At 46.0% G+C, this 20,626-nt stretch carries 21 protein-coding genes; 2 read left to right on the forward strand and 19 right to left on the reverse strand.

The annotated features are described in order from the left end of the window. Positions 1-145: 145 nt before the first annotated feature. The 3 genes from B3K91_RS05215 to B3K91_RS05225 form a co-directional block, all read right to left on the reverse strand. Positions 146-1,078, reverse strand: coding sequence for an HAAS signaling domain-containing protein (locus B3K91_RS05215; protein ID WP_292590757.1), 933 nt, complete (start codon positions 1,076-1,078; stop codon positions 146-148). Positions 1,079-1,080: 2 nt separating this feature from the next. Next, the gene (locus B3K91_RS05220; RefSeq protein ID WP_102818751.1) at positions 1,081-1,404 is read right to left on the reverse strand and encodes a PadR family transcriptional regulator; all 324 of its coding nucleotides are present in this window, start codon (positions 1,402-1,404) and stop codon (positions 1,081-1,083) included. Between the two features lie 873 nt (positions 1,405-2,277). Beyond that, positions 2,278-3,330: a sialidase family protein gene (locus B3K91_RS05225; RefSeq protein WP_292594203.1), complete on the reverse strand. Its 1,053-nt coding sequence runs from the start codon at positions 3,328-3,330 to the stop codon at positions 2,278-2,280. Between the two features lie 295 nt (positions 3,331-3,625). Here B3K91_RS05225 and B3K91_RS05230 point away from each other — a divergent pair, with 295 nt between their 5' ends. Further along, on the forward strand, positions 3,626-4,024 hold the full coding sequence (locus B3K91_RS05230) for a hypothetical protein (protein ID WP_292594205.1): 399 nt from the start codon (positions 3,626-3,628) through the stop codon (positions 4,022-4,024). A 67-nt stretch (positions 4,025-4,091) separates the two neighbouring features. Here B3K91_RS05230 and B3K91_RS05235 read toward each other — a convergent pair whose 3' ends face one another. The 16 genes from B3K91_RS05235 to B3K91_RS05310 form a co-directional block, all read right to left on the reverse strand. Then, entirely contained in the window at positions 4,092-5,252 is a 1,161-nt protein-coding gene (locus B3K91_RS05235; RefSeq protein ID WP_292592826.1) for an MFS transporter, read from the reverse strand. Beyond that, positions 5,245-6,225, reverse strand: coding sequence for an ADP-ribosylglycohydrolase family protein (locus B3K91_RS05240; RefSeq protein ID WP_214078321.1), 981 nt, complete (start codon positions 6,223-6,225; stop codon positions 5,245-5,247). Before B3K91_RS05240 ends, B3K91_RS05235 begins: the two co-directional genes overlap by 8 nt. Then, positions 6,222-7,193: a diacylglycerol kinase family protein gene (locus B3K91_RS05245; RefSeq protein WP_292594207.1), complete on the reverse strand. Its 972-nt coding sequence runs from the start codon at positions 7,191-7,193 to the stop codon at positions 6,222-6,224. Before B3K91_RS05245 ends, B3K91_RS05240 begins: the two co-directional genes overlap by 4 nt. Before the next feature lies 1 nt (position 7,194). Beyond that, positions 7,195-8,142, reverse strand: a complete 948-nt coding sequence (locus B3K91_RS05250) for a sugar-binding transcriptional regulator (protein ID WP_214060311.1) — start codon at positions 8,140-8,142, stop codon at positions 7,195-7,197. Beyond that, on the reverse strand, positions 8,139-8,972 hold the full coding sequence (locus B3K91_RS05255) for a PfkB family carbohydrate kinase (RefSeq protein ID WP_214060310.1): 834 nt from the start codon (positions 8,970-8,972) through the stop codon (positions 8,139-8,141). The genes B3K91_RS05250 and B3K91_RS05255 overlap by 4 nt, the downstream gene beginning before the upstream one ends. Then, complete coding sequence (locus B3K91_RS05260; RefSeq protein ID WP_099828459.1) at positions 8,969-9,796, reverse strand: carbohydrate ABC transporter permease; 828 nt, start codon at positions 9,794-9,796, stop codon at positions 8,969-8,971. The genes B3K91_RS05255 and B3K91_RS05260 overlap by 4 nt, the downstream gene beginning before the upstream one ends. Continuing rightward, positions 9,786-10,604 (reverse strand): carbohydrate ABC transporter permease, encoded by an 819-nt coding sequence (locus B3K91_RS05265; RefSeq protein WP_112109463.1) that lies wholly within the window; start codon positions 10,602-10,604, stop codon positions 9,786-9,788. Before B3K91_RS05265 ends, B3K91_RS05260 begins: the two co-directional genes overlap by 11 nt. A gap of 237 nt (positions 10,605-10,841) precedes the next feature. Continuing rightward, complete coding sequence (locus tag B3K91_RS05270) at positions 10,842-12,095, reverse strand: ABC transporter substrate-binding protein (protein ID WP_292592818.1); 1,254 nt, start codon at positions 12,093-12,095, stop codon at positions 10,842-10,844. An 11-nt stretch (positions 12,096-12,106) separates the two neighbouring features. Beyond that, a complete protein-coding gene (locus B3K91_RS05275) occupies positions 12,107-13,117 on the reverse strand; it encodes an alcohol dehydrogenase catalytic domain-containing protein (RefSeq protein ID WP_214059883.1) in 1,011 nt (336 codons plus the stop codon). A 55-nt stretch (positions 13,118-13,172) separates the two neighbouring features. Next, a complete protein-coding gene (locus B3K91_RS05280; protein ID WP_214059882.1) occupies positions 13,173-13,670 on the reverse strand; it encodes a molybdopterin-dependent oxidoreductase in 498 nt (165 codons plus the stop codon). A gap of 15 nt (positions 13,671-13,685) precedes the next feature. Next, positions 13,686-15,290: a metallophosphoesterase family protein gene (locus tag B3K91_RS05285; protein WP_214059881.1), complete on the reverse strand. Its 1,605-nt coding sequence runs from the start codon at positions 15,288-15,290 to the stop codon at positions 13,686-13,688. Positions 15,291-15,310: 20 nt separating this feature from the next. Beyond that, on the reverse strand, positions 15,311-16,048 hold the full coding sequence (locus B3K91_RS05290; RefSeq protein ID WP_214059880.1) for a class I fructose-bisphosphate aldolase: 738 nt from the start codon (positions 16,046-16,048) through the stop codon (positions 15,311-15,313). 279 nt (positions 16,049-16,327) lie between these two features. After that, positions 16,328-17,146 carry a formylglycine-generating enzyme family protein gene (locus tag B3K91_RS05295; RefSeq protein ID WP_292594211.1) on the reverse strand — a complete coding sequence of 273 codons (819 nt, stop codon included), beginning with the start codon at positions 17,144-17,146 and terminating at the stop codon, positions 16,328-16,330. A gap of 356 nt (positions 17,147-17,502) precedes the next feature. Beyond that, the gene (locus B3K91_RS05300) at positions 17,503-17,928 is read right to left on the reverse strand and encodes a flavodoxin family protein (RefSeq protein WP_214059879.1); all 426 of its coding nucleotides are present in this window, start codon (positions 17,926-17,928) and stop codon (positions 17,503-17,505) included. A 32-nt stretch (positions 17,929-17,960) separates the two neighbouring features. Next, positions 17,961-18,644, reverse strand: coding sequence for a histidine phosphatase family protein (locus tag B3K91_RS05305; RefSeq protein WP_214059878.1), 684 nt, complete (start codon positions 18,642-18,644; stop codon positions 17,961-17,963). Positions 18,645-18,858: 214 nt separating this feature from the next. Further along, entirely contained in the window at positions 18,859-19,230 is a 372-nt protein-coding gene (locus B3K91_RS05310; protein WP_214059877.1) for a hypothetical protein, read from the reverse strand. Between the two features lie 573 nt (positions 19,231-19,803). Here B3K91_RS05310 and B3K91_RS05315 point away from each other — a divergent pair. Continuing rightward, on the forward strand, positions 19,804-20,613 hold the full coding sequence (locus B3K91_RS05315; protein WP_292594213.1) for an acetoacetate decarboxylase family protein: 810 nt from the start codon (positions 19,804-19,806) through the stop codon (positions 20,611-20,613). Positions 20,614-20,626: the final 13 nt, after the last annotated feature.

Here is a 20,626-nt window from a genome sequence, read left to right on the forward strand (position 1 = left end):
ACGGAGCAAGCTAGTTACTGCAACAAACAGTTATTAAAAGAAAACCCAATTAATCTGAAGTTCTCAACTTTACTGTTTTGTTGAAGGTCTTCTCTGCAAAAAAGAAAAAAGGGGCAACGCCCCTCCGGATTTCCATCGGACAGTCTCAATTAGTTCTTACAATCCTGTTAGCCCAGAACTTTATGGTTTCGAACACCAGATCCACGATTAATACTATAGCCATTAAGAATAGTATTGCGACAAGCATGGGATGATCGACACTTGAAGGGTTCAGACTTAGGTAGGATGAGATATCTGATTTGTAATCGGGCGAGACTGCAAGAAAGAGAAAGACAAGGCCTAGAGTATTTGAGACGATTTTGCTGAACCTCGAGTAATTGAAAATGTTGATCAGATTTGATACTGAATCTATTATCAGCAATCCAAAAGCCAGGAAGAGACCGAATTTGAAGGAGTCAAGTGCAACAATCGCGATCTCTGTCAACTCACCGTTTCCAAGATAGAACGGTCCATATGTGAAGGCAAGGAAGGTAATCACGGCGCCAGCAGAGGTTCCTATAAGAGATCCGATCCTCTTGCCAATTGAAGGTGTCTTTTCTTCTCTGATGAAATATGTGAAATGGGGGAGCTTTGCAGTACCCTTTGCCTGCGTCACGAAGTAAAGAATCAAGCTCACAAGCCCGAAATCAAAGATAAAAGTTACCGGCAGCTGTGAGACAAGACTTATCAGATCTGTACCTCTGAAGTTAAAGATCGCTCCATTTTCACCAAAGACAAAGGCAATTAGATGCAGTCCGAGGTGAATCGCGAATAGGATTCCCGTGTACATGAAGAGATAGTTCTTAAGATGAGGGGCAATTATAGGACCGCCCTCGTAATACCTCGCCGCAACCTCTTCGGGTGAACCGTATTCCTTTATGGACATAGCGACCGTGGTGTCGTTGATTTCGCCGTGTTCCCGCTCTGCCCTTTCTAGAAGGTGGCTTTCGATTTCTCTTAGAATCTCATCTACCTTATCTGGATCAGTTCCAGGCAGAAAGGTTCTTACATCATCGAGATACTTCTTCAGTCTTACCATTTTCATACCTCCCCAACAAAGCTCTTTAGAAGTAGTTCCTGTTCCTTCCAGATTCTCAGTAATTCCTTTCTCACCTGTCTCCCAGTCTCCGATACGAAATAGTATTTCCTTGGTTTGTTCTGTTCGACCCTCCACTCGCTCGAAAGAATCTCTCTTTCTTCAAGTCTTCTCAAAAGAGGGTACAAAGTGTTTTCATCAATTGAGAAACTCTTCTCTCCCAGCGTCTTAACGATATCGTACCCGTACATAGGTTCATCCAGCATCACCATTATCAATAGTTGAATGAAGCCTCTGTTCATTTCCGTTGCCAGTTTCCCTATATCCATAACATCACCTCGGTACTATGTTGATATTATTGTACTGTATGATACCCAGTATTAGTATAACGATATAGTATGGTGTCGGTTAAGACTTCATGAATGCGGGCTTGTTCTTCAAGAAAATAAGAGAAGCCAGTCTGCTTACGCAGGCCAGTCGCACTTCGTGCGGCCAGTCTCGCTTTCGGCGAGGCCGGTTCCGCTTCGCGGGCTAAGAGCCACTAATCTCTGAACGCTGCTGAGTAGAACGTTGACCGGCACCGCTCCGCCGTCCTCCGGGACCGACAGAGACCCGTTCACCGATAGGATATGAAAGCTGCTCTGGCCAGAAGCACGCCAGATGACACGAATCAAGAAAAGACTGTCATCCCGATATGAAACTGATCGGGATCTAGTTCTTTGAAAAACGTTTCCGAAAACATGCTGAGCGCTGTGAAGAACCACTTCCGCTTTAAAGAGGCGTCCTTCGTTGGAATCAAACTCGAGAACTGCCTTCCTAGCTTATGCTCTAACAACATACAAATCGCAACTTGTCACTTGCAGCTGAGCTTTTACAAGCGATCAGCGAATTCCAAGAACGAAGAACAGATCCTCGCTCTGGAACGAAGAACAGGTTTTTTCGGAGAACGGAGAACCATTCAACGGCGAAATAGTCTCTTTTGCTCTCCAAGAGTTTTCATCCCCGCGAAGCGGGCCTTGCGTCCCCGTATGCTTCTCCGGGCATTGGACCTGGCGTGGTCTTCGCCAGCCTTGCGTCCACTGATGCTTTTCAGTGCAATGCGTCCCACCGAAGGTGGCATCACTTCCGCCGATGCATTCCGGCGCCTTGCGTCTTATTCTGCTCTTTCCAAACCCCAATCTACACAATCCCCGACCCCGGTTTCACATACTCTTCTCAGCTATCGAAACATGACTGAGGGTAACCGGACATTCCTCTGCACTAAGGACTACTTCCCAATTATTCCCTCCGTCTGTTGTGCGCAAGATTTTACCGAATTGCGGGTATCCGGCCGAAGAACCGATAACTAATGCGTTATTTCTGTCGAGCGCATCTATCCCTAACAAAAAGGAGTTGCTTGTTCCTGCTGACGGTTGCTCCTCCCAGCTTATTCCACTGTTCTCAGTAAGGATTATCGTATCAAAATCGCAGGCTGCCCAGTAAGTTGAACCGTCCATCATTACCAGAGAGTTCAGGTCTTTTGGAAAGAGCGGGCCTCCTGTAACCCATTGTTTCCCACCATTGGCAGTCACGGCATAGTGGCCTTGGCCACCGTAGATGACTATATGATTTTCATCCGTAGCCTTAACGCCAATCCACCCATTATCGTTGTAGTTGTTGGGGAGATTAATCTCGTCCCAGTTTTGGCCACCATTTTCACTTTTCAGTACTATTCCGGCTCTGGGTGTTGATTTGTTTCCAACCGCATAGATCACATTCTGGTTTATTGCGTGGATTCCCTGAATCAAGTAATCTGCTCCGTTTTCAGGAAGGTCGCAAACCGTCCAGCTATCGCCATTGTCCTCAGAGAAGATGACAAGTCCGCTGTCGCCGCTGACCCAAATTCTGTCTTCAAAAATCGAAAGGAAAGCAAAAAAGGAATCAGTGGCAACTTCCGAAACTTCAACTATTTTCCAGTCGGAGCCACCATTGTCCGTTCTCATTAAGAGCCCGTCTGAACCGCAAGCCCAGACTCTATTCTGATCTACGGAAAGAACATCCTCCAAACTCTTACCTTCAGGCAGGATGTCCATGGCCTGGCGCGTCCAGGTTTCACCGGAATCGTCCGAGAAGTAAAGCATTGCGATTCCGTTTGTGTCTGTCTGCCCCACTACCCATGCGCGGTAGGTTTTCACTTTCGGAAAGGGTATACAGCTGGTGATGGCAAACACGACTAAAAGAAGACTTGTAGTCCAAATCAGACTTCTCTTCATCATTTTTTCCTCCTTTATACTAGGTTTATGAGAACTTCGTTCCATTCTTTGAAGATAATCATCGGCACTTTTCTGGCCTTAGCCCTTTGCGGTCTCTGGGACTAAATCAAGGCCCGCCTGTTCATAATGTTTGGCAAGACTAAGTGGGGAAAGCCCTTCAACAGTGAAATAATAGCACTTGCGTTCTTCATAATGTATGGTTGGTTAGTCTACGAGAAGTGGATCGTTCACTCAGACGTCTATTGATTCGATGTGCATTTGAGAATCTGTAGTCAAGGTTCTTGGAGGAGCGAAGTAGATGTCAGAAAGATTCAAAGTCCGAATTGAGTATCTCCAGCTAAGCCAGCTATATATATCAAAGGACAAACTCAGAGCGATTCGGAATAAGGAGGCTCTCAAGAGCGTTCCGGTTCCGGTAATCGATTTTGACGGTAAGCTCGTAATGGCCGATGGGCATACACGAGCCGTAGCAGCGATTATCGAAGATCGTGATTCGATCTTCATCGAGATAACAGACGAGAAGCTAGACCTAGAGGCGTATGAGGAATGTGTGAAGTGGTGTGTAGAGGAAGGAGTTTTCACTCCGTATGACCTTGTTGGCAGAATAATCAACCACGAAGATTACAGAGTACTCTGGTACGAAAGATGCGAACGTCTTCACGAAGAGCTCAAATCTAAACGAAGATGCCTTGATTGAATGTCTTCCTTTTCATTCGATTTGTTTTTCAGTTGATATGCACTTTCTATGTTTTGCTCGTCTCATGTTATGAGACGGTTTTTCGACAACATAGCGTACTCATGACGAAAAACACGATTGCTACCGCGAACCCTGCTGCGACGAAAACGAAGGCAAGGTTGTAACCACTCAACGATATCAGAGAGCCGATAAGACTCAGAGCGAGCGATTGAGATAGGACCATAACTATGTTATTGAGACCGAAGATTTTCCCCTGATTTGCAAGGGAGACTGTATCTGAAACGATCGTCACGTTGAGGGCGAGAACTATTCCTAAAGCAAAGCTAAAGAGAATCAACACGATAAGCATCAGAAATGGGTCAAGACCCAGGAATCCAGAGTAGAAGATACTAACTGACAAGAAAACGCCGGCCAGGATAGAAAGCGCTGTAATGTGCAGCCTTTTCTGCCCAAGCGTTTTGCTCAGAGTACCAGTCATGAGAGAAGTCACGCCACTCACTAGAGTTGAAACTCCCATTATCGATGATGCAGTGCCAAGAGACACACCAATATCACTGCTTATGAAAGATGTCAGGTAGGGAAGTATCCCGCCCATTGAAAACCACAGGCCAAACTGTGAGATCATCACAAATACTATCTTCCTGTCAACTCTGAACCTCAAATCTTCTTCTTTGATGCCCACAGCAGAATCAACTATGTGGGACTCTGACCGATAGAAGAAAAGCGGAACAACGAGAACTGCAGCGGCTATTGAGAAAACCACAAATGCTGTCTCACCGCTTCTTGAAAGGGTGACTCCTATAAAGAGAGAGGAGAGAAAGGTGGCGATGTTCATAACACCCATCATGAATCCATAGTTTCTATCCTTTCTGCCGGGCTTACTTACGTTGCTGACTAGGGCAGAGTAAGGTGTAAGCAAACTGAAAATCGACATGGTGAAAACTACAGCCGCAATACCCAACAGGATCTCGTTGTTAGTGCTGAGTATGAACATACTGATAATCGCAATGATGAAGAGTCCTTTAATGAAGGCAAGATACTTTTTGCTTCGGTCACCAAGATAGCCGATAAGCATCCCTGTGAAGATCGTTATGATCATTCCGGCCGAAACGAGATTACCAGCCAGAGCGGTTGAGTGAAACTTGCCGTTGAGATAGGGTATGAGAACGAAATTGAAGATTCCGTAGATAATTCCAACGGAGGCGCTTCCGGAGAGGAGTTTAATCATCTATATCACTCATCTTTTCGATGTATCTCGCATGCTTCTCAAGATCAAGATCTTCATTTGCCTTCAGAACTCTCTGGGTTATGAAGTGAGGGATGTTGTTTGCATCGCCCTGAAGAGAAGACAGTGCTCCAGCTATTGCGGCTATAGTATCGGTATCACCACCTATCGAAGCGCCCATTCTTATTGCCAGCCAGACATCATCTCTGCAGAAAAGGCCTATGGCAATCGCTGCCACGGCGACATCCACGGCCTCCATAGTTGTTCCGAATACATAGTAAAGCCTGTCCAAGAAATCGTCAGGATGTTGCCCACCGATGAGACCTTTGATAGCAGCAAGTCTTTCGCCGGCCGAAGGTCCTACAAATTCTGCACAGGTGAGTTTTTCGCATACTTTTGAGCCTCGTATTGCTGCCTCGGCAATCCCGTCGGCATTCAACCCCCTCGCAGCGTAGTAATAGGCAAATCCGACTGCCAGAGAAGCTTCAAGAGCAAGATTCGTGTTGTGAGTAGGGACAGTACAGTTTCTTATTGCTTCGACAAGATGTTTCTCGCTTTTGTCTAGATTACATAACACTGGAGCTAGCACTCTCATTGGTGCCCCGCTGGTTGTACCAAGGCTTTCGAAGTCCTGCCTATTTTTGAAGGCTTCGATAGCTCTCTTAGTGCTCGGTCCTATGTAGCCTTTCGCGACAGGGTCGCACTCGTCCTCCCACCTGCAAAGAGCTTCTTTGACCGTCTCCTGTGAGAAGTTTCTTTTCTCATTGTAGAGCTTTATCAAGTAAAGCACCTGCTCTGTGTCATCAGTTATCTGACCTTTTGTTAGATTTTTGTGGATAGGCGAGTGTTCTGGTTCTAGCAAATCACTTACGAAGTCGAACCTGGTAGAGATTTGCCGGCGGGTCATGAATTCCGTTACCATTCCCATCGCATCGCCAACTGCAAATGCTTCAAGTGCCCGGAGAATCCTGCTCACTTTCCATCACTTCTTTGTACACAGAGTCCTGCTCTGGCATTTGTTACCACTTCAATCCCGACACTCACTGAAAGATCCACTCTTGGATTGCCATCTATTACGCAGAAGGCATTGAAGCCTGATAGCCGCACTGTATCAGTGCTGGCAAGGATAAACTGCTTGAGGTCCGCGGAAACGGTCTCGCCCGGTTCCACCATAGTTATTATCGGCCTCGAAGAGACAATCATTGCCGAGTTGCATAGTGAATACGGCAGCCAGCAAAGGAGCCCATTAACTGCCCTGTATGCATATAGAGACTTCATGTCTTCAGAGAATGGAGAGATGATTATCTGAGAGGGTTGAAACTGCGGCGTGATCTCTTCGCCATTGATCTCCAATCTGCTTGCGGTTGAAGCAATTGATGTAGGTTCTCGAGGTGTTCTCTTGTTTTTGTAGAAGAAATCCGAAGCATCGATAGTGCAGGTCTCTCCCTCAACTGTCGAAATTAGTGTCTGGGAAATGACGATATCGTTGAATGCCGAACCCACGTACCTTTCTTCAAAGACATCCAGTCCCGTTACCCATATGGGCTCAATATTCAGGAAGTCGAATTCATGTATATCGCTGACCGATCTCAGAACTATGAAGGGTCCGCAATTTGACGTTCCTAGAGCTACGCCTACAACAGGCACAAGCCTTCCGATCTTGCGCATACCCGCAACGATATCGGATGCAGTTCCGTCTCCCCCGATTGAGATCACTAGATCTGTCTCTGAAAGGACTTTGCCGGCGTTTACGGTGTCCCTGTAGTCGCTGAGTATTGGCTCCGATCCTATTACTTCCAGATCGAAATACTCTTTCAGGTGGAAATGAGTTGATCCGGTGCAGCAGAGATGCGTGCCCTGAAGCTTTGAGGCGAGAGCCTTCATGAGACCTCGATCATTCTCTCGCTTACCGGAGTTTGGATTGTAAACTAATCCGATTCTCATATTACCTCTCCATCCGGAGTATCTGGAGAGCGGTACTCCGATCCGTGACGATTGAATTGATGTATCCGGCCTTAATTGCCGCGTGAATCGCCAGAGCCTTTTCCTTTCCACCGGCAATTCCAATTACCTCGGGAACTTCCTTCAGCTGCTCAAGAGAAATCCCCAGAATGTTTTCGTTTCCGGAAACACAAGGTATTCCGCTGGCATCAAAGAACCTCGCTGCTATGTCGCCAACCGCTGCGTGTTTCATAAGATTAGCAAGGAACTCCTTGTCGTAGATGTTCTTGAAGGCGTTGGATAAAGATATGGGTTCACCTATCCCTACAATTGCCAGATCCAGCCTCTTCCACATCTCCGACATGAATCTTATTGAGCCGTCTTCGAGCATCATATTCAGAGTCTTCGAGTTCTCTATGAAGGCCGGAGCGAAAAGGTAGTAACGATTACTGTGAAAGGAATTTGCGATCTTCTCAACTATTGAATTCATTTGATACTCATGGCGCAACTGGCCAACGCCGCCGATTAAGGGTATGAATGTTGTGTTTGGAAGCTCCCCGTTGAACACGACTCTTTCAACTGTCTCGTACAGAGTTCGACCCCAGGAGATCCCCACAAGCTGTCCATTCTTCACGTAATCGGGAAGAAATTTAGCTGCAGATATAGCGATCGAGGTTATTGTTCCTACCTCCGTTCCTTCATCCGCAACGATAACGTTCTTCAGGCCGAATCTCTCTTTCATCTCCAATGAGATCTCTTCAGAATTTCCCAGGCTTCCCGAATCGATTTCGATCCTCACGATCCCCTCGTTCTTGGCTTTTGTGAGTAACCTGCTCACTTGAGGCCTGGATATTCCGACCAGTTTTGCTATTTCACTCTGTGTCAGGTCTTCAAGATAATAGAGTTTGCACACCTTTATCATTGTGTCTCTATCGGCCATCAGTCCTTTCATCGTAGGTCTTTCCTCCCTTCCACGAGGTTTGGCCCAATTACCGAGATCACTTCCGCAGCCTTCCTGTGAGCATGGTAGATGCTTTGGACCGGATCCCCGCACTTCATGAACTTCTCTATAAATCCTGCGGCAAAAGCGTCGCCGGCACCTGTAGTGTCCGCGAGCTTTCCTCCAGTGTTCTCGACTTCAAATGAACGACGGCTCTTGTTTCCGTCTATCCAGATCGTCTCGGATGATCCTCTGGTTATGATTACGTTTGAGGTTATCTCACTTATCCTGTCTTGAATGGTCTGCGCTTCACCCTCCGAGAGTATAGTGAAATCCGACAGACAGGATACCTCAATAACGTCATCTACGCCGAAATACAGACCACAACCACCAGGCACATAGACCTTCAGAGATTCAGAGGACTTTCGGAAAGCATCGACAGCTACTTCCTTGAAACTGTCGGCTACGCAAATCGCATCGTATCTCTTTTCATCGATTACGCCGCTAAAGAGAGCGTGGCCTCCAAGCGATATGATTCTTCTCTCTCCGTGAGAATCCAACATCACTATCGTCTCAGCACCAGGTCCATCCTCGATTTTGTAGCTTAGGTTCAGTTTCGAAGAAGAAAGCCTCTTGAGAATCCACTCCGAAGTTAAATCATTTCCCGTACCAAAGTAGAAGTCCGTCTCAACATATTTCGAGAGATTCAGCGCGATATTTGCTCCCGATCCCCCGATGAAATTGTGTGTGCCTTTTGCAAATACCATGGAATCTCTTTCAGGATATGAATCGAGAATCAAGTATCTGTCGATTGAGGCCGCACCAATAACCGCAGCTCTCATTTGACAGCACCTCTCGTTAAGCCTCCGATCAAATACTTCTGCGAGAGAAGAAATAGAAGGATAGGAGGAAGAGCAGTGATGAGAGCTCCGGCCGAAAGCGCACCCCACTCAACGGCGCCTCCAGTTCCAACAAACCTTGAGAGAAATACTGGAAGGGTGTAATTCGCATTCTCTCTCATGATTACAAGTGCGAAAAAGAACTCATTCCACGAGAGAAGAAAGGCAAACGTTCCGACAGCAACAATCCCCGGAACGGCCATCGGTACGATTATCTTCCTCATTGCCTGAAAGCGAGTACAGCCGTCTATCATTGCAGCTTCCTCAAGTGCCTGAGGAATCTCATCGAAGTACCCCTTAAGAAGCCAGCTGCAGAAAGGGATAGTAAAGGTAGTGTACAGAATAATCAAACCTATGGGATTGTTCTGAAGAGAATATCGGTTCAAAAGAGAAAAGAGGCCAATAATCATAAGAATTCCCGGAAAAGCCTGGGAAGCTAGCAACCAAAGTATCAAGGGATTCTTTCCCTTGAACTTGAATCTAGACATGGCGTAACCTGCCAGCGTTGTTATGACTATGCAAAGCAGAACGGTGACGAGGGTAACTGTCATGCTGTTCGCAAAGTTCCTGCGAAAACTGGTGTCCTGGAAGATCTTTGAGTAATTTCCAGTATATAACTTCTCGGGAAGCTTTAGGGGATTCTGATAAATATCCATAGTCTCTCTGAAAGAGTTTAGTACTAGCATCAAGAGAGGAGAGAGGATTAGGAGAACTACTACAAAGGCAACGATGTTCATTGTAATTACTACGCTTCTCTTAGGCCTCATTTCTTACCTCCCTAATGTAAAAGGTTACTGGTAGAAGGAGAATAAGCAGACAGATTACGCCGATTGCAGAAGCATAACCCTGCTGAAAGTAGGCGAAAGCGTTCTGATAGGAGTACAGCGACAGCAACATTGAAGAGTTTCCAGGTCCACCATTTGTCATTGAGTAGACGATATCGAACATGTTGAAAGTCCAGATAGTGTTCAAGGTAACAAGGATCAGAATCAAGCTCTTCATTAGAGGCAGAGTGAGATGAAAGAACCTCTTCAATACACCGGCACCATCTATTTCAGCGGCCTCGTATACATCAGACGGAAGGGACTGCAGTCCCGCCAGAAGAGTCACAATAACGAATGGGAGGCCTATCCAGATGTTTGCGACTATACAGGCGAAGAGAGAATAGCCGGGGGTTACCAACCAGTTGGGAGGATTTGCAAATCCCACAGCATTCAGAAAGGAATTCAGCGGTCCCATTACCCCAAAGATGTATCTCCAGATCAACGCCGCGACAACGGGAGTTGTTGCCCAGGGAAGAAGGATGAGTGCTCTGTATAGCCCTCTGAGCTTTATGTACGGAAGATTGAGCAACAGCGCTATCAGCATACCTATTGCAAGCTCAAATCCCACACATGCGGCCGACCATATAAAGTTGTTCTTCAGTCCGGTCCAGAAGAGGCTGTCAGACATCAGGTCTCTAAAATTCTCAAGGCCTGAAAAGTACTTTCCACCTCCGAAGACAGCATCGGAAAAGAAACTGTTGTATATCCCGTTAACAAATGGGTATACACTTATGAGCGCTACTACGATCAATACCGGTAGAATATACGGCAGCGCCTTGGCCGTTTCGCTCTTTCTGATTTATCATCACTCCCGACAGTTACCGAGTTAATCGGTAGCATGTTTTTCACAGATTGCCAGTATCACCTTATACTGGCGAATACAAGCTCTTAATAAGGAAATAATGAAAGGAGTCTCTCAAAAGAGCTTAGATCAAACAGTACACACAACCTCTGCAGAGTCCTTTCACTCTCCTCAAGCTATAACTGATTATTGAAGCCCGAGTTTCTTCAGCATCTTGTTTCCTTCAGTGACAGTATCCTTAAGGGCGGCATCGAGGCTCACGCTTCCGAGGATGACTTTTTCGAGATTCGGAACAAACAGCTTCCATTCGAAGGAGTAGAATCCGGGCATCCCCGGCTTCACGTTGTCCGAGTATTGCAGCCAGGCTTTTGCGATGTTCCATTCGTTTTCCGGAGAGCTGAATCTCGGATCCTCGAGAGATGACTCTCTGACAGGGAAGAGATAGTCGCTGTAGCTTATCTCGGCTGAGTTTTCAGTATTTGTCATGAATTCTATAAAGGCAAAGGCCTCATCCTTGTGCTTGGACAGCTTTGAGATACCGAAAGCCTGGGGGTCGGACGCATTGATCTTGTTGTCACCGTTCTTGACAAGAAGCATACCCCAGTTGAAGTTCTTGTTCTGAAGCAAGAACCGTCTGTTCCAGCAGCCGAAGGTAACCATTGCGTACTTTCCGTTTATGAATCCCTGCATTAGAGAGGTGTAGTCTATGCTTATAACATCTCTCGGCATCACCCTGTGCTCCGTTATTAGCGAAAGGTAGAATTCAATAGCTTCTTTTGCCCCCTCATTGATCTCGACCTTCCATTTATGATTGCTGTCCTTCGTAAGTATCGTTCCGTCTTTCTGAGCGATCAACGTCCAGTGAAACCTCTCCATTAGCGGAGCGAGGATTCCCCAGGTTATTACATTCCCGTTTTCATCTTTCTTTGTAACGCTTTGAGCAATATCGAGGAGCTGTTCCCACGAAATCATTCTGTCGAGAGGTAATCTGATTCCGCTTTCTTCGAATATGTCTTTGTTGTAGAAGATCACCTGCGTTTCCTGACACCACGGAATACCATATAGATTGCCAGTGAAATCGTAGCAATCTTCGAATATGTGGGCGGGAATGTCAGCAATCATGTCGTCTGTGACGTAGCTGTTCAGCGGTGCAGCGTATCCCATCATCCCATACTCTCGGAACTTCTCTGCATCAGTATGAAAGACGTCCGGTGCATTTCCGCCCTGAAAACTCGTCAACAGGTACTGATCTGAAGACTCCCATGTACCCCAGATGATATTTACCTGAATGTCCGGATTCTCCATGTTCCAGATATCGACCAGATCGTATATTTTGTCGACCGCTGCAGGTTGCCAGGCAAGACAGTAGAAATCGAGGGTAACAGCGAATACAACCGTGCTGACTATGAGAAGTAACGAAAAGAGAAATACCTTCTTCACTTAAATCCCTCCTAGTGGGAGACCTTAACGACAATCTTGATTTTGGTCTTGTCAATAGCATCTTTAAAGGCTTCGTCAATATTCTCCAGATCCCAAACTCTGGAAATCAATCTCGAGAAAGAATCTGGATCGCTAGCGATGAAGCCGAAAGCCTTCTTGAAATCCTTCTCGGAGAAACCAAAAGTGCCGACGAGATCTACCTCTTTATAGTGAATAAAGTAAGGATCTATCTCCAGGATCGTGTCTCTCGACATTCCACCAAACAGTTCAAATGTTCCGCCCGGACAAACAAAAGGTAGAAGCTGATTGACAAGTTCCTTTTTATCATTTGCAAGGATAATTGAATCGAAACGAGATTGACTCTTCTTGAAGCTTTCGAAACTCGAATCACTGAAGTCTATAGTTTTGAGACCGCAGTTTGCTGCCATGGACAGCCTGTTCTTATCAACATCGGAAATGTATGTCTCGCATCTCATGTTCTTCAGAGCGTTTCCAAGAAGCAGCCCCATTGGCCCGCTTCCAACAACCAGGACCCTGTCTTCAGGTTTTATTCTTGCCTTATCAATGCCATGAATCGCACAGGCAAGCGGTTCTGTAAGGGTCGCGGTACTTTCAGGAACATCATCGGGTATTTTCAGAGTCGCCCTTTCCAGGATCTCCGACGGCACTTTCACATACTCGGTAAAGGCCCCTTCGACCCAGAATTTCTTTGAGCAGAGCTCGGGAACTCCCTTTTGACACATCTCACATTTACCGCACTCTATGTAGGGGGCAATAACATATCTAGAATCACCGAAATCGCGATCTACCGATGCGCCTCTTTCTACAATTCTTCCCGTGAATTCATGCCCTAGAATGCAAGGCGGTTTGAACATGTGATGACCTTTGTTGAATGTCTTGATATCTGTGCCGCAAACACCGACCATCCCTATCTTGACAAGGCCTTCGTTTACCTGAATTGTGGGAGTATCAATATCTTCGATTTCGATCTTCCCAATGCCCTTGTAAATTGCTGCTTTCAAATCAGCCACCTCTTCTAACAGATAATGGGGGAGTTGGCCTCCCCCATTACGAAAATCACATCTCAACCCTGACTTCGACAACGTACCATGCCCAGTTATCTGATGGATACTTGTCGGTGATTTCAGGGAAGTCGTTGATCGGATATGCAAGCTTTATAGGACCGCCCTGGCTTGCTGGAAGAGCCCTCAAGCTTTCGCCCGATCTGGTTGAGTGAGTCAGCATTATCGGATACTTCAAAGCATCTTCATAAGCTACTGCGAATTCTTTCTCATCGGAGCAGACCATCACGACTTTTTTCGCGCCCGAAGGAACTCCTACGAACTTCAGCAGATCGGCGAGAGTTACTCCCACATATGTTTTGTCACCCATCCAGGGATCGGTGACAAAGAACTCGGTTTGGGGCAGTTCTTTGAACTCGTCAAGTGTGAGTTGCCAGACGCCTTCCTCGTTTCTCAACGCGATCACACCACTGATCTTTAGTACGGGATTCGCGATTACCGCAGCAGAAAACAGAAGCATTGCCGCAAGAACAACCACTAAGGTTTTCTTCATACTTATTTCCCCTCCTTATTCTTCCTGAGCAATTCCCTCGGCCACTAACAGTTTCAGAGGATCGACTACTCTCTCGTTGTTTCTAAAGATTCCGTAGAGAGAGTACTTCTCATCTTTGGAAATGGCAAATGGAATGTCCAGATTGGTTATTTGAACCATGAAAGTATCGCTACCATCGTTAAATGTGTAGGTTGTACCCCACTGACCGGTATTGGAACAATTCGAGACGAGCACAAGAGATCCCTCAAAGTATTCTGGGTTTGCTTTCATAGATTTGATATCTACCGGAGCGCTTCTGACGAAGAGCTTCTTTCTGAATTCTTTATCTCCGACGCGTACAACTATTTCGTTTAGGCCATCTGGAAAGGAAGAGAGATTAACGTTGAAATAGTACTCGCACCAAAACCTCATCTCTCTCTTCAAGACATCGCATTCGAAGACACGATCATTGAGAAGTACTTCAATATCGTCCGATACTGAAGGAAACGTGCAGAATCGGACATACTCCACTCCGGAATAGGGAGTCTCTCTGCTCATGTCGAACCACCCGGAATAATCTTCTGTAAGAGTAACAAAACAATAGTTGAGATCATTTCTCTTCATTTCGAAAAGCGTGAATCCATATTCGTCACCCGTTGGGGAAGGGCCTTCCCACCACGCTCCCGATATGGCGCCGCAGGTTAGCTCAACAAACGGGGCATCGAAGTACTCTATCATAGTATGTCTATGGCCGCTGATGTGATATGAGCACTCGTCTGCAAAGATCTGCATCATCTCATAATAATTGTCGGTCTTTGCCAGATTGAATATCGGTTCATGAGAGAAAACAATTATTCTGGCATTGAGAGCGACAGATTCTATATCTCTTTTTAGCCATTCGAGCTGTACGGAGTCGATCTCGTAGATGAAACTGCCATCTACAACATTGTGGGTATTGAGCACAATGTAGTGCGTTCCGCAGCTGTTGAAAGAGTAATACTCGGGTCCGTATGCGTTGTGAAAAATGTCGTACGGATCTTCCTTCTTTTTGTTTGTCTCATGATTTCCGACTGAGTAGTAAACTGGGATGTCTCCGACTGTGAGATAGTCTCTCACCTTAGTAGCCCATCTGGTTGCAATCTCGTCGTCGATGTCCTTGATGCTTGCTCCCATGTCGCCGTTGCAGACAATGAAATCGGGACTAATTGTCTCAAGAATCGAAACTAGTTTAGTCATGTATTCATCTGGGTTGTCGATCATCTCTCTGTCGCCCAGGGACTCATAGAAGAGATCAGGATCATCGGCATAGTGAATGTCGTTGACAACCGCGAAGACGCCGTTCTCCACAATCGGCGTCAGCAAGAAGTCGTGATTCTCGACTCCTCTAGCATACCACTCGCTGCATACATAACCATCTGGTTTGATCAGGAATACGAAGCCATTTGAATCAGAGATGTTGTAGAACCCGCCACTGTCTGAAGATACTATCTCAATTCCATTTGAAATAAGACAACCCTGAACAACCTGATCCTCTGCGTCGAGTATTCCGTTTGAATTAAGGTCAACAAAGACATACCCTTCAATTCCGATCACCAAGCTAACAACAAGCAATACGAAAACCAACAAGAGTGTTTTTTTCATAAACGCCACCTCATTTCGGACTAGCCGTGGACCGTTTTCAGCAGCTTTCTTACGTATTCGGTCTGGTCGTCGGCCTGGAATACATTTCTTCCATAAGCAACTCCCATCGCGCCAAGTTCAAGAGCCTCTCTCGCCATTTCAAAGGCATCCTTTCCCTTCGGCCCGCCGGCAATCACAACCGGCACAGGGACCGATTCCAGAACCTTTGAAAAAGATTCAAAGCCAGTGTAATACACCTTTATCAGATCGGCGCCAAGTTCATATGCGACCCTGGCTCCGAGAGCAATATATTCGGGGTCAGTGAAGTGATCCATGGCTTGCGGAAGCATTTCAGCAATCAGTGGCATTCCCAGTCTGCTGCATTGCTCAGCCACCCTGCCAATAATCTCCAGTGACGCATTTTCGCCATCGCCTCCTATGAATCCCATAACAACGACTCCGTCTGCTCCTATTGATAGCGCATGTTCGACGGAAGTAGTAATTCTGTGGTAGTCAAACATAGTGGAGTAGTTAGTAGATGCACCGGTTATTCTGCATAGAATCGAAACTTTTCCTCCAAGCAAATCTCCGTTCTTTTCGATAACGCCCGGATTAAGGATTATTGCATCGGGCCGGCCGACAATTATGTTACTCAGAGTCTCCCTGACATTCCTGATGCCGTTTATCGGACCCTGAAACTGTCCGTGATCCATCGCTACGATTACCGTCTTTCCGTCTTCTTTAAGTATCCGGTTCATTCTAATCGATTTTCCCGTCATAACATCTCTCCTATCATTTGTTCAGAACATATGTACCTAGATTATAGTACATTCTTTCCGAAAAACAAAACTGAAGCAAATGATTTGGCAGTTTGATTTTTGGGTGAGCAATTAGGAATAGGAGTGAAAATCGGTTTCGGCGATTGGGCCAATAAAGTTGTTCTACTGTTAATTTCCGTTGCTTTCTACTGCAGGAGATGATTAAGTTCTGGGTTAGCTTTGACACCAGATGATTCCAGACACGGTTCTATGATGGAATTAAGATTATTGCAGAAGCCTTTACTTTGCTGATCTACAGATTCTGAAGCCGAGATTTGTAATGGTATGACCTGGCAAACCTTTCGATCTCACATCGATACTTACACCAACGGGACAGTCTATCCAGCTGCCACCTCTCTTAACTCTGTAAGCTGAGAAAACATCAACATAGGGATTCGTTTCTTCTAACGAAGAGTAGTTGATGTGATAGTCGCTTACCCATTCCCAGACGTTTCCAGACATATCGTATATTCCCAGTTCGTTCGGTGCTTTAGTTCCCACAGGATGGGTCATGTTTTCGGAGTTCGACTTATACCAGGCTATTGAGTCAACCGAGTTTCCACCTGATCTTGTATAGCCCTTGCTCAAGTTACCGCCCCTCGCTGCAAATTCCCACTCTGCGTCTGTCGGAAGCCGGTAACCTTCAACTTCTGAGGGGTCTGTGGTTTTGTTGCCCAATGCGTCAAGCAGATTGCCTTCAATGTCGTAGGCAAGGGGCAACCCTTCTTTAAGGCTAAGCCAGTTGCAGTAATCAATTGCGTCCCACCAGCTCACGTTGATTACAGGTCTAGACCCTCTTCCCCAACTCGCATCGTCTGGAAGACTCCTTCCAGTCTCCGCAGTGAAAAAACCGTACTCGTCGAAGGTAACTTCGTACTTTCCGATGTAGTAATCGTAATTCAGATGGATCCGTCGAACCGCTTCATTATCCACGCCTTCCTCTCTCCAGGTGGTTCCCATAAGAAAAGTCCCGCTTTTGACGAGAATCTCTTCCGGTGTTGAAGCAAAGAGTGAAGAAACTAGAAGAACTATTGCAGTCATTGAAAGCAATTTGCGCATTGAAAAGTCCTCCTTTGATGATAGTCTCTAAAAACAAATCACTGTCGAGATCAGCGATGATTTCGCTTTCGCAACAAGTATATCAGTCGAGAAGACGCGAAGAGCTTTCCGAAAGGCCCGAGCTCTTAGCACTGTCGGGTATCGTACGTGGAAATTGATGCGTTTTCGGCAGACTTTGTCCCGGTTTAGCGGGAGATTATCATTTTCTCAAAACCAATGCCTTCTGCCTCTGCAACAAGGAATATCTTCAAAAAGCGGCCTGTAGAAATCTGGTTGAACTCATTAGTGAATGATATGAAGGTGAATTTGGCCGGCAGTTGTAATTCTGATTTGCACACACGGACTGTAATCATCCGTCACTTGAAACAAGAAGCGAGATCATCTACCAACCTCTCTATCTTTCTCTCTCGTCCAAAACTCCACCATCCAACGCTGGCCTCCCCGCAGATCTCTGCCCCTTTCTCTCTACAGATCTTCTTCATGTAGGCAAGCGTCTGTCTCCTTCCCAAAGCGGCTGGAAAGAGACCCGTAGCCATAAGGGCAACCTTCTTGCCTTCAAGGGACTTCATTTTGGCAAGGTAGCTCTTCATAGTATCGGCGGGTGCTCCGCCATTCACCGGAGAGCAGAAGACCAGTCCCTCATATCTTTCGAGATCGGGAGTCTCCGATCTCAGCCTTACCACAGATGCTTCTTTTCCCGCGGAGATCAACTCATCTCTCAGTTTTTCGGCAACGTACAGTGTATTTCCGGTCTTCGAATAGGCGATTATTCCAATCTTCACGACTGTTGCCTCCTTCCTAAATCATCTTTCCATCAATCTTCTGAGTTCCAGATAGTCTCTACTGGTTCCTTTTCGAAATCCAGTTCCATATGCGAAGTATTCGCCCAGTCCACAAGCTCGAGCGAAAAAGAGTCGTTTCTTCTGTAGGCTTTCACGGTGGTTATAGCGCAGTTGTTTATCGAAATGCCTGATCTCGAGAAGAATCTCTTCGGGTCGATTCCGTTGCAAACGAAGGGAAGGGTCATTGACAGAAAGCCTCCGTGACTTACCATAAGGGCTTCTCCTTCGGGACATTCACTAACAACTGTATTCATAGCCTTCCAAAATCGATCGATAACTTCTCTGTGACTCTCTCCGTTGGGGATTCTCTTATCTATCTTGCCATCAATCCAACTTCTTACAAGTTCAAGAAACGCTCTTTCTGCTTCTCCTTCAATGAGCTGGCCCTCAAGTTCGCCAACGTGAAATTCACGGATCTCATCAAGTAGTTGAGGTTCGATTTCAAGATCAGATGAGACTATGCGTGAGGTCTCCCTTGCTCTCAGAATCGGTGAGGTGTAGATCTTGCGAATGTTCCTAAGCTTCAAATAGCGCGCGGCCATTTTCGCCTGTATCCTTCCCTCATCGGTTAGGGGAAAACCATTATCGCCATTTGCAAATATCCCCTCTACATTTGCCTGACTCTGTCCATGCCGCATTAGATATATTGTTGTCATTCCGCCCTCCAAAAACCTGCTTTCAAGAGATAGTGTTTGATGAATCCGATGATCTATTGTAATCTGATCCTTTGCGCCTGTGGAGAATATCTATTCTGTCTTACCTGAATGAACACAATCTTCTACAGCCTATGCAAGGGATCTAGATCCCAACTCTCAGCAAGTTACAACTGATAAATCTGAAAGATTCACGGATTATCGGAGAGGTCACGAACTAACGTTTCGTCGCCTCCCAGGTTCCTTCGTCCAGATCGAAAATCGTGAACGTTCCCGACATCGTGTCCTTGGTTACCGATCCAGCGAAATCTATTCTTCTTTCAGAAGTCCAGGTGTTTATATGTACTTCGCGATCGTTTGAGATCATTCCGAAAAGTTCTCTGCAAGATGAATCAAGACAGAAACTTCCCCTGTAGTTGTATACTATGTGTTGCTCGATATGAAAAGTTGCGGTTTCAGAAGCCCCGCCGGAATAAATCATGATGACATCCCAGCTGCCATTTAAGTTGGGTAGTCCAAAAAAGAGGCATCCGGATGCAAGAAAAACAATCGAGATTGTCAAGAGTACAATTAGAAAGCGTTTAGCCATTCTCTATCCACTCCGCGTCAAGAGCATCATGCCTTTTGGCAAGTCGGTTACGGAATCTCCTCAGAAGCGAGAATTTATTCCAATTATACAGGGATTGGATGCTTTTGAACAGCGCCTTTCGACAGTTTCTGAATAGTAAGAGCTCCAGGATAACATAAACCAAGCCGTACCGATAAGAGAATTGCAGGCCAGGTCAATTCAGAAGAATAGAACTTGGAAGAGATCATCTCTAGAATCAAGCCCAGCGTTGAGTATGGCGACAGAGTTTACGGAAATACTGCGCAGAAATGAAGCTTATTCCTTCTGTTCTTGCTGATTCATTTTTACTTGGAAGTTCATGAGGGTTTGTGTTCTAATAATCTTGAAGTAGAGGCCGGGTTTCTCGTACAGTCTTCATTCATCCTGACTTCTTCAAGAGACTTACCGACTTTTTTGGATAATTATAGATTCATTCAAACATCAATAAGGAAGCAGAGTTGCAAGAATCATACACGAAGTTTTACGAGTCTGGAGGATTTGGCGTTAATCAAAATCCCCAATTGAATCATCATGATGCAGAGAGGAGGAAATGAAGTGTCTGGGAAAAAAGGGAAATTCGTTTTCAACCATGACTTTATCTACAAGATGCCTGTGCACTTTGGTGGCGATCCTTTCTACCCGGTAAGGGTTGTCTACGGAGACAATACCGTTATTACGGTGGAGTATGAGACGGACGAAGAAGCTCTACTGAACCACATCCCTGAAGATTTCGAGCTCAAAGAACCTATCGTTACCGTTCAGTACACCAATTGCCGGGATGTAGACTGGATGATTGGGGGAGAGTACAGGCTCATCCAGGTGACGACACCTGTGAAGTATGTGGGAAACTCAGATGGTCTCGAAGGAGTCTATGCGCTTGTCGTATGGGAGAACAAGACCTGCCCGATAATCGGGGGCCGTGAAGAGGACGGAGTACCGAAGGTGTTCGCAGATATCTCGTCTGAGCGCCATCTGGAAAATCATTGGTTTGTGGCGGCCAGCTACGAGCAGTTTACATTCCTGAAAATAGACCTCCAGAGAGGCGATGAGGTAAGTGAAGAAGATTTGGCGGAGTTGAACAAGAATCCTAAGATCAATCTCTTTGGGTGGAGGTATTTGCCTAATCTCGGAAAGGGCGGAGCTACCTTGAGTCATGCAACTCTCTATCCTCAGGAGGCCGTTTTCAAACAGATGTGGAATGGTACCGGCACGGTCGAATGGATCGGCCTAACATATGAGCAGCACCCATTGCAGTCAAGAATCATAAGGTCACTGAAGGCTTTGCCGATCAAAAAGATTACATCCGCGGCAATGGCAAAAGGAATAATTAAGTTGAATGTTGGCGATTCCAGGATACTTCCATAGGATATGAGAGGAG

Source organism: Mesotoga sp. UBA5847 (genome assembly GCF_002432735.1).
In the GTDB taxonomy this organism is placed as follows: Bacteria; Thermotogota; Thermotogae; order Petrotogales; family Kosmotogaceae; genus Mesotoga.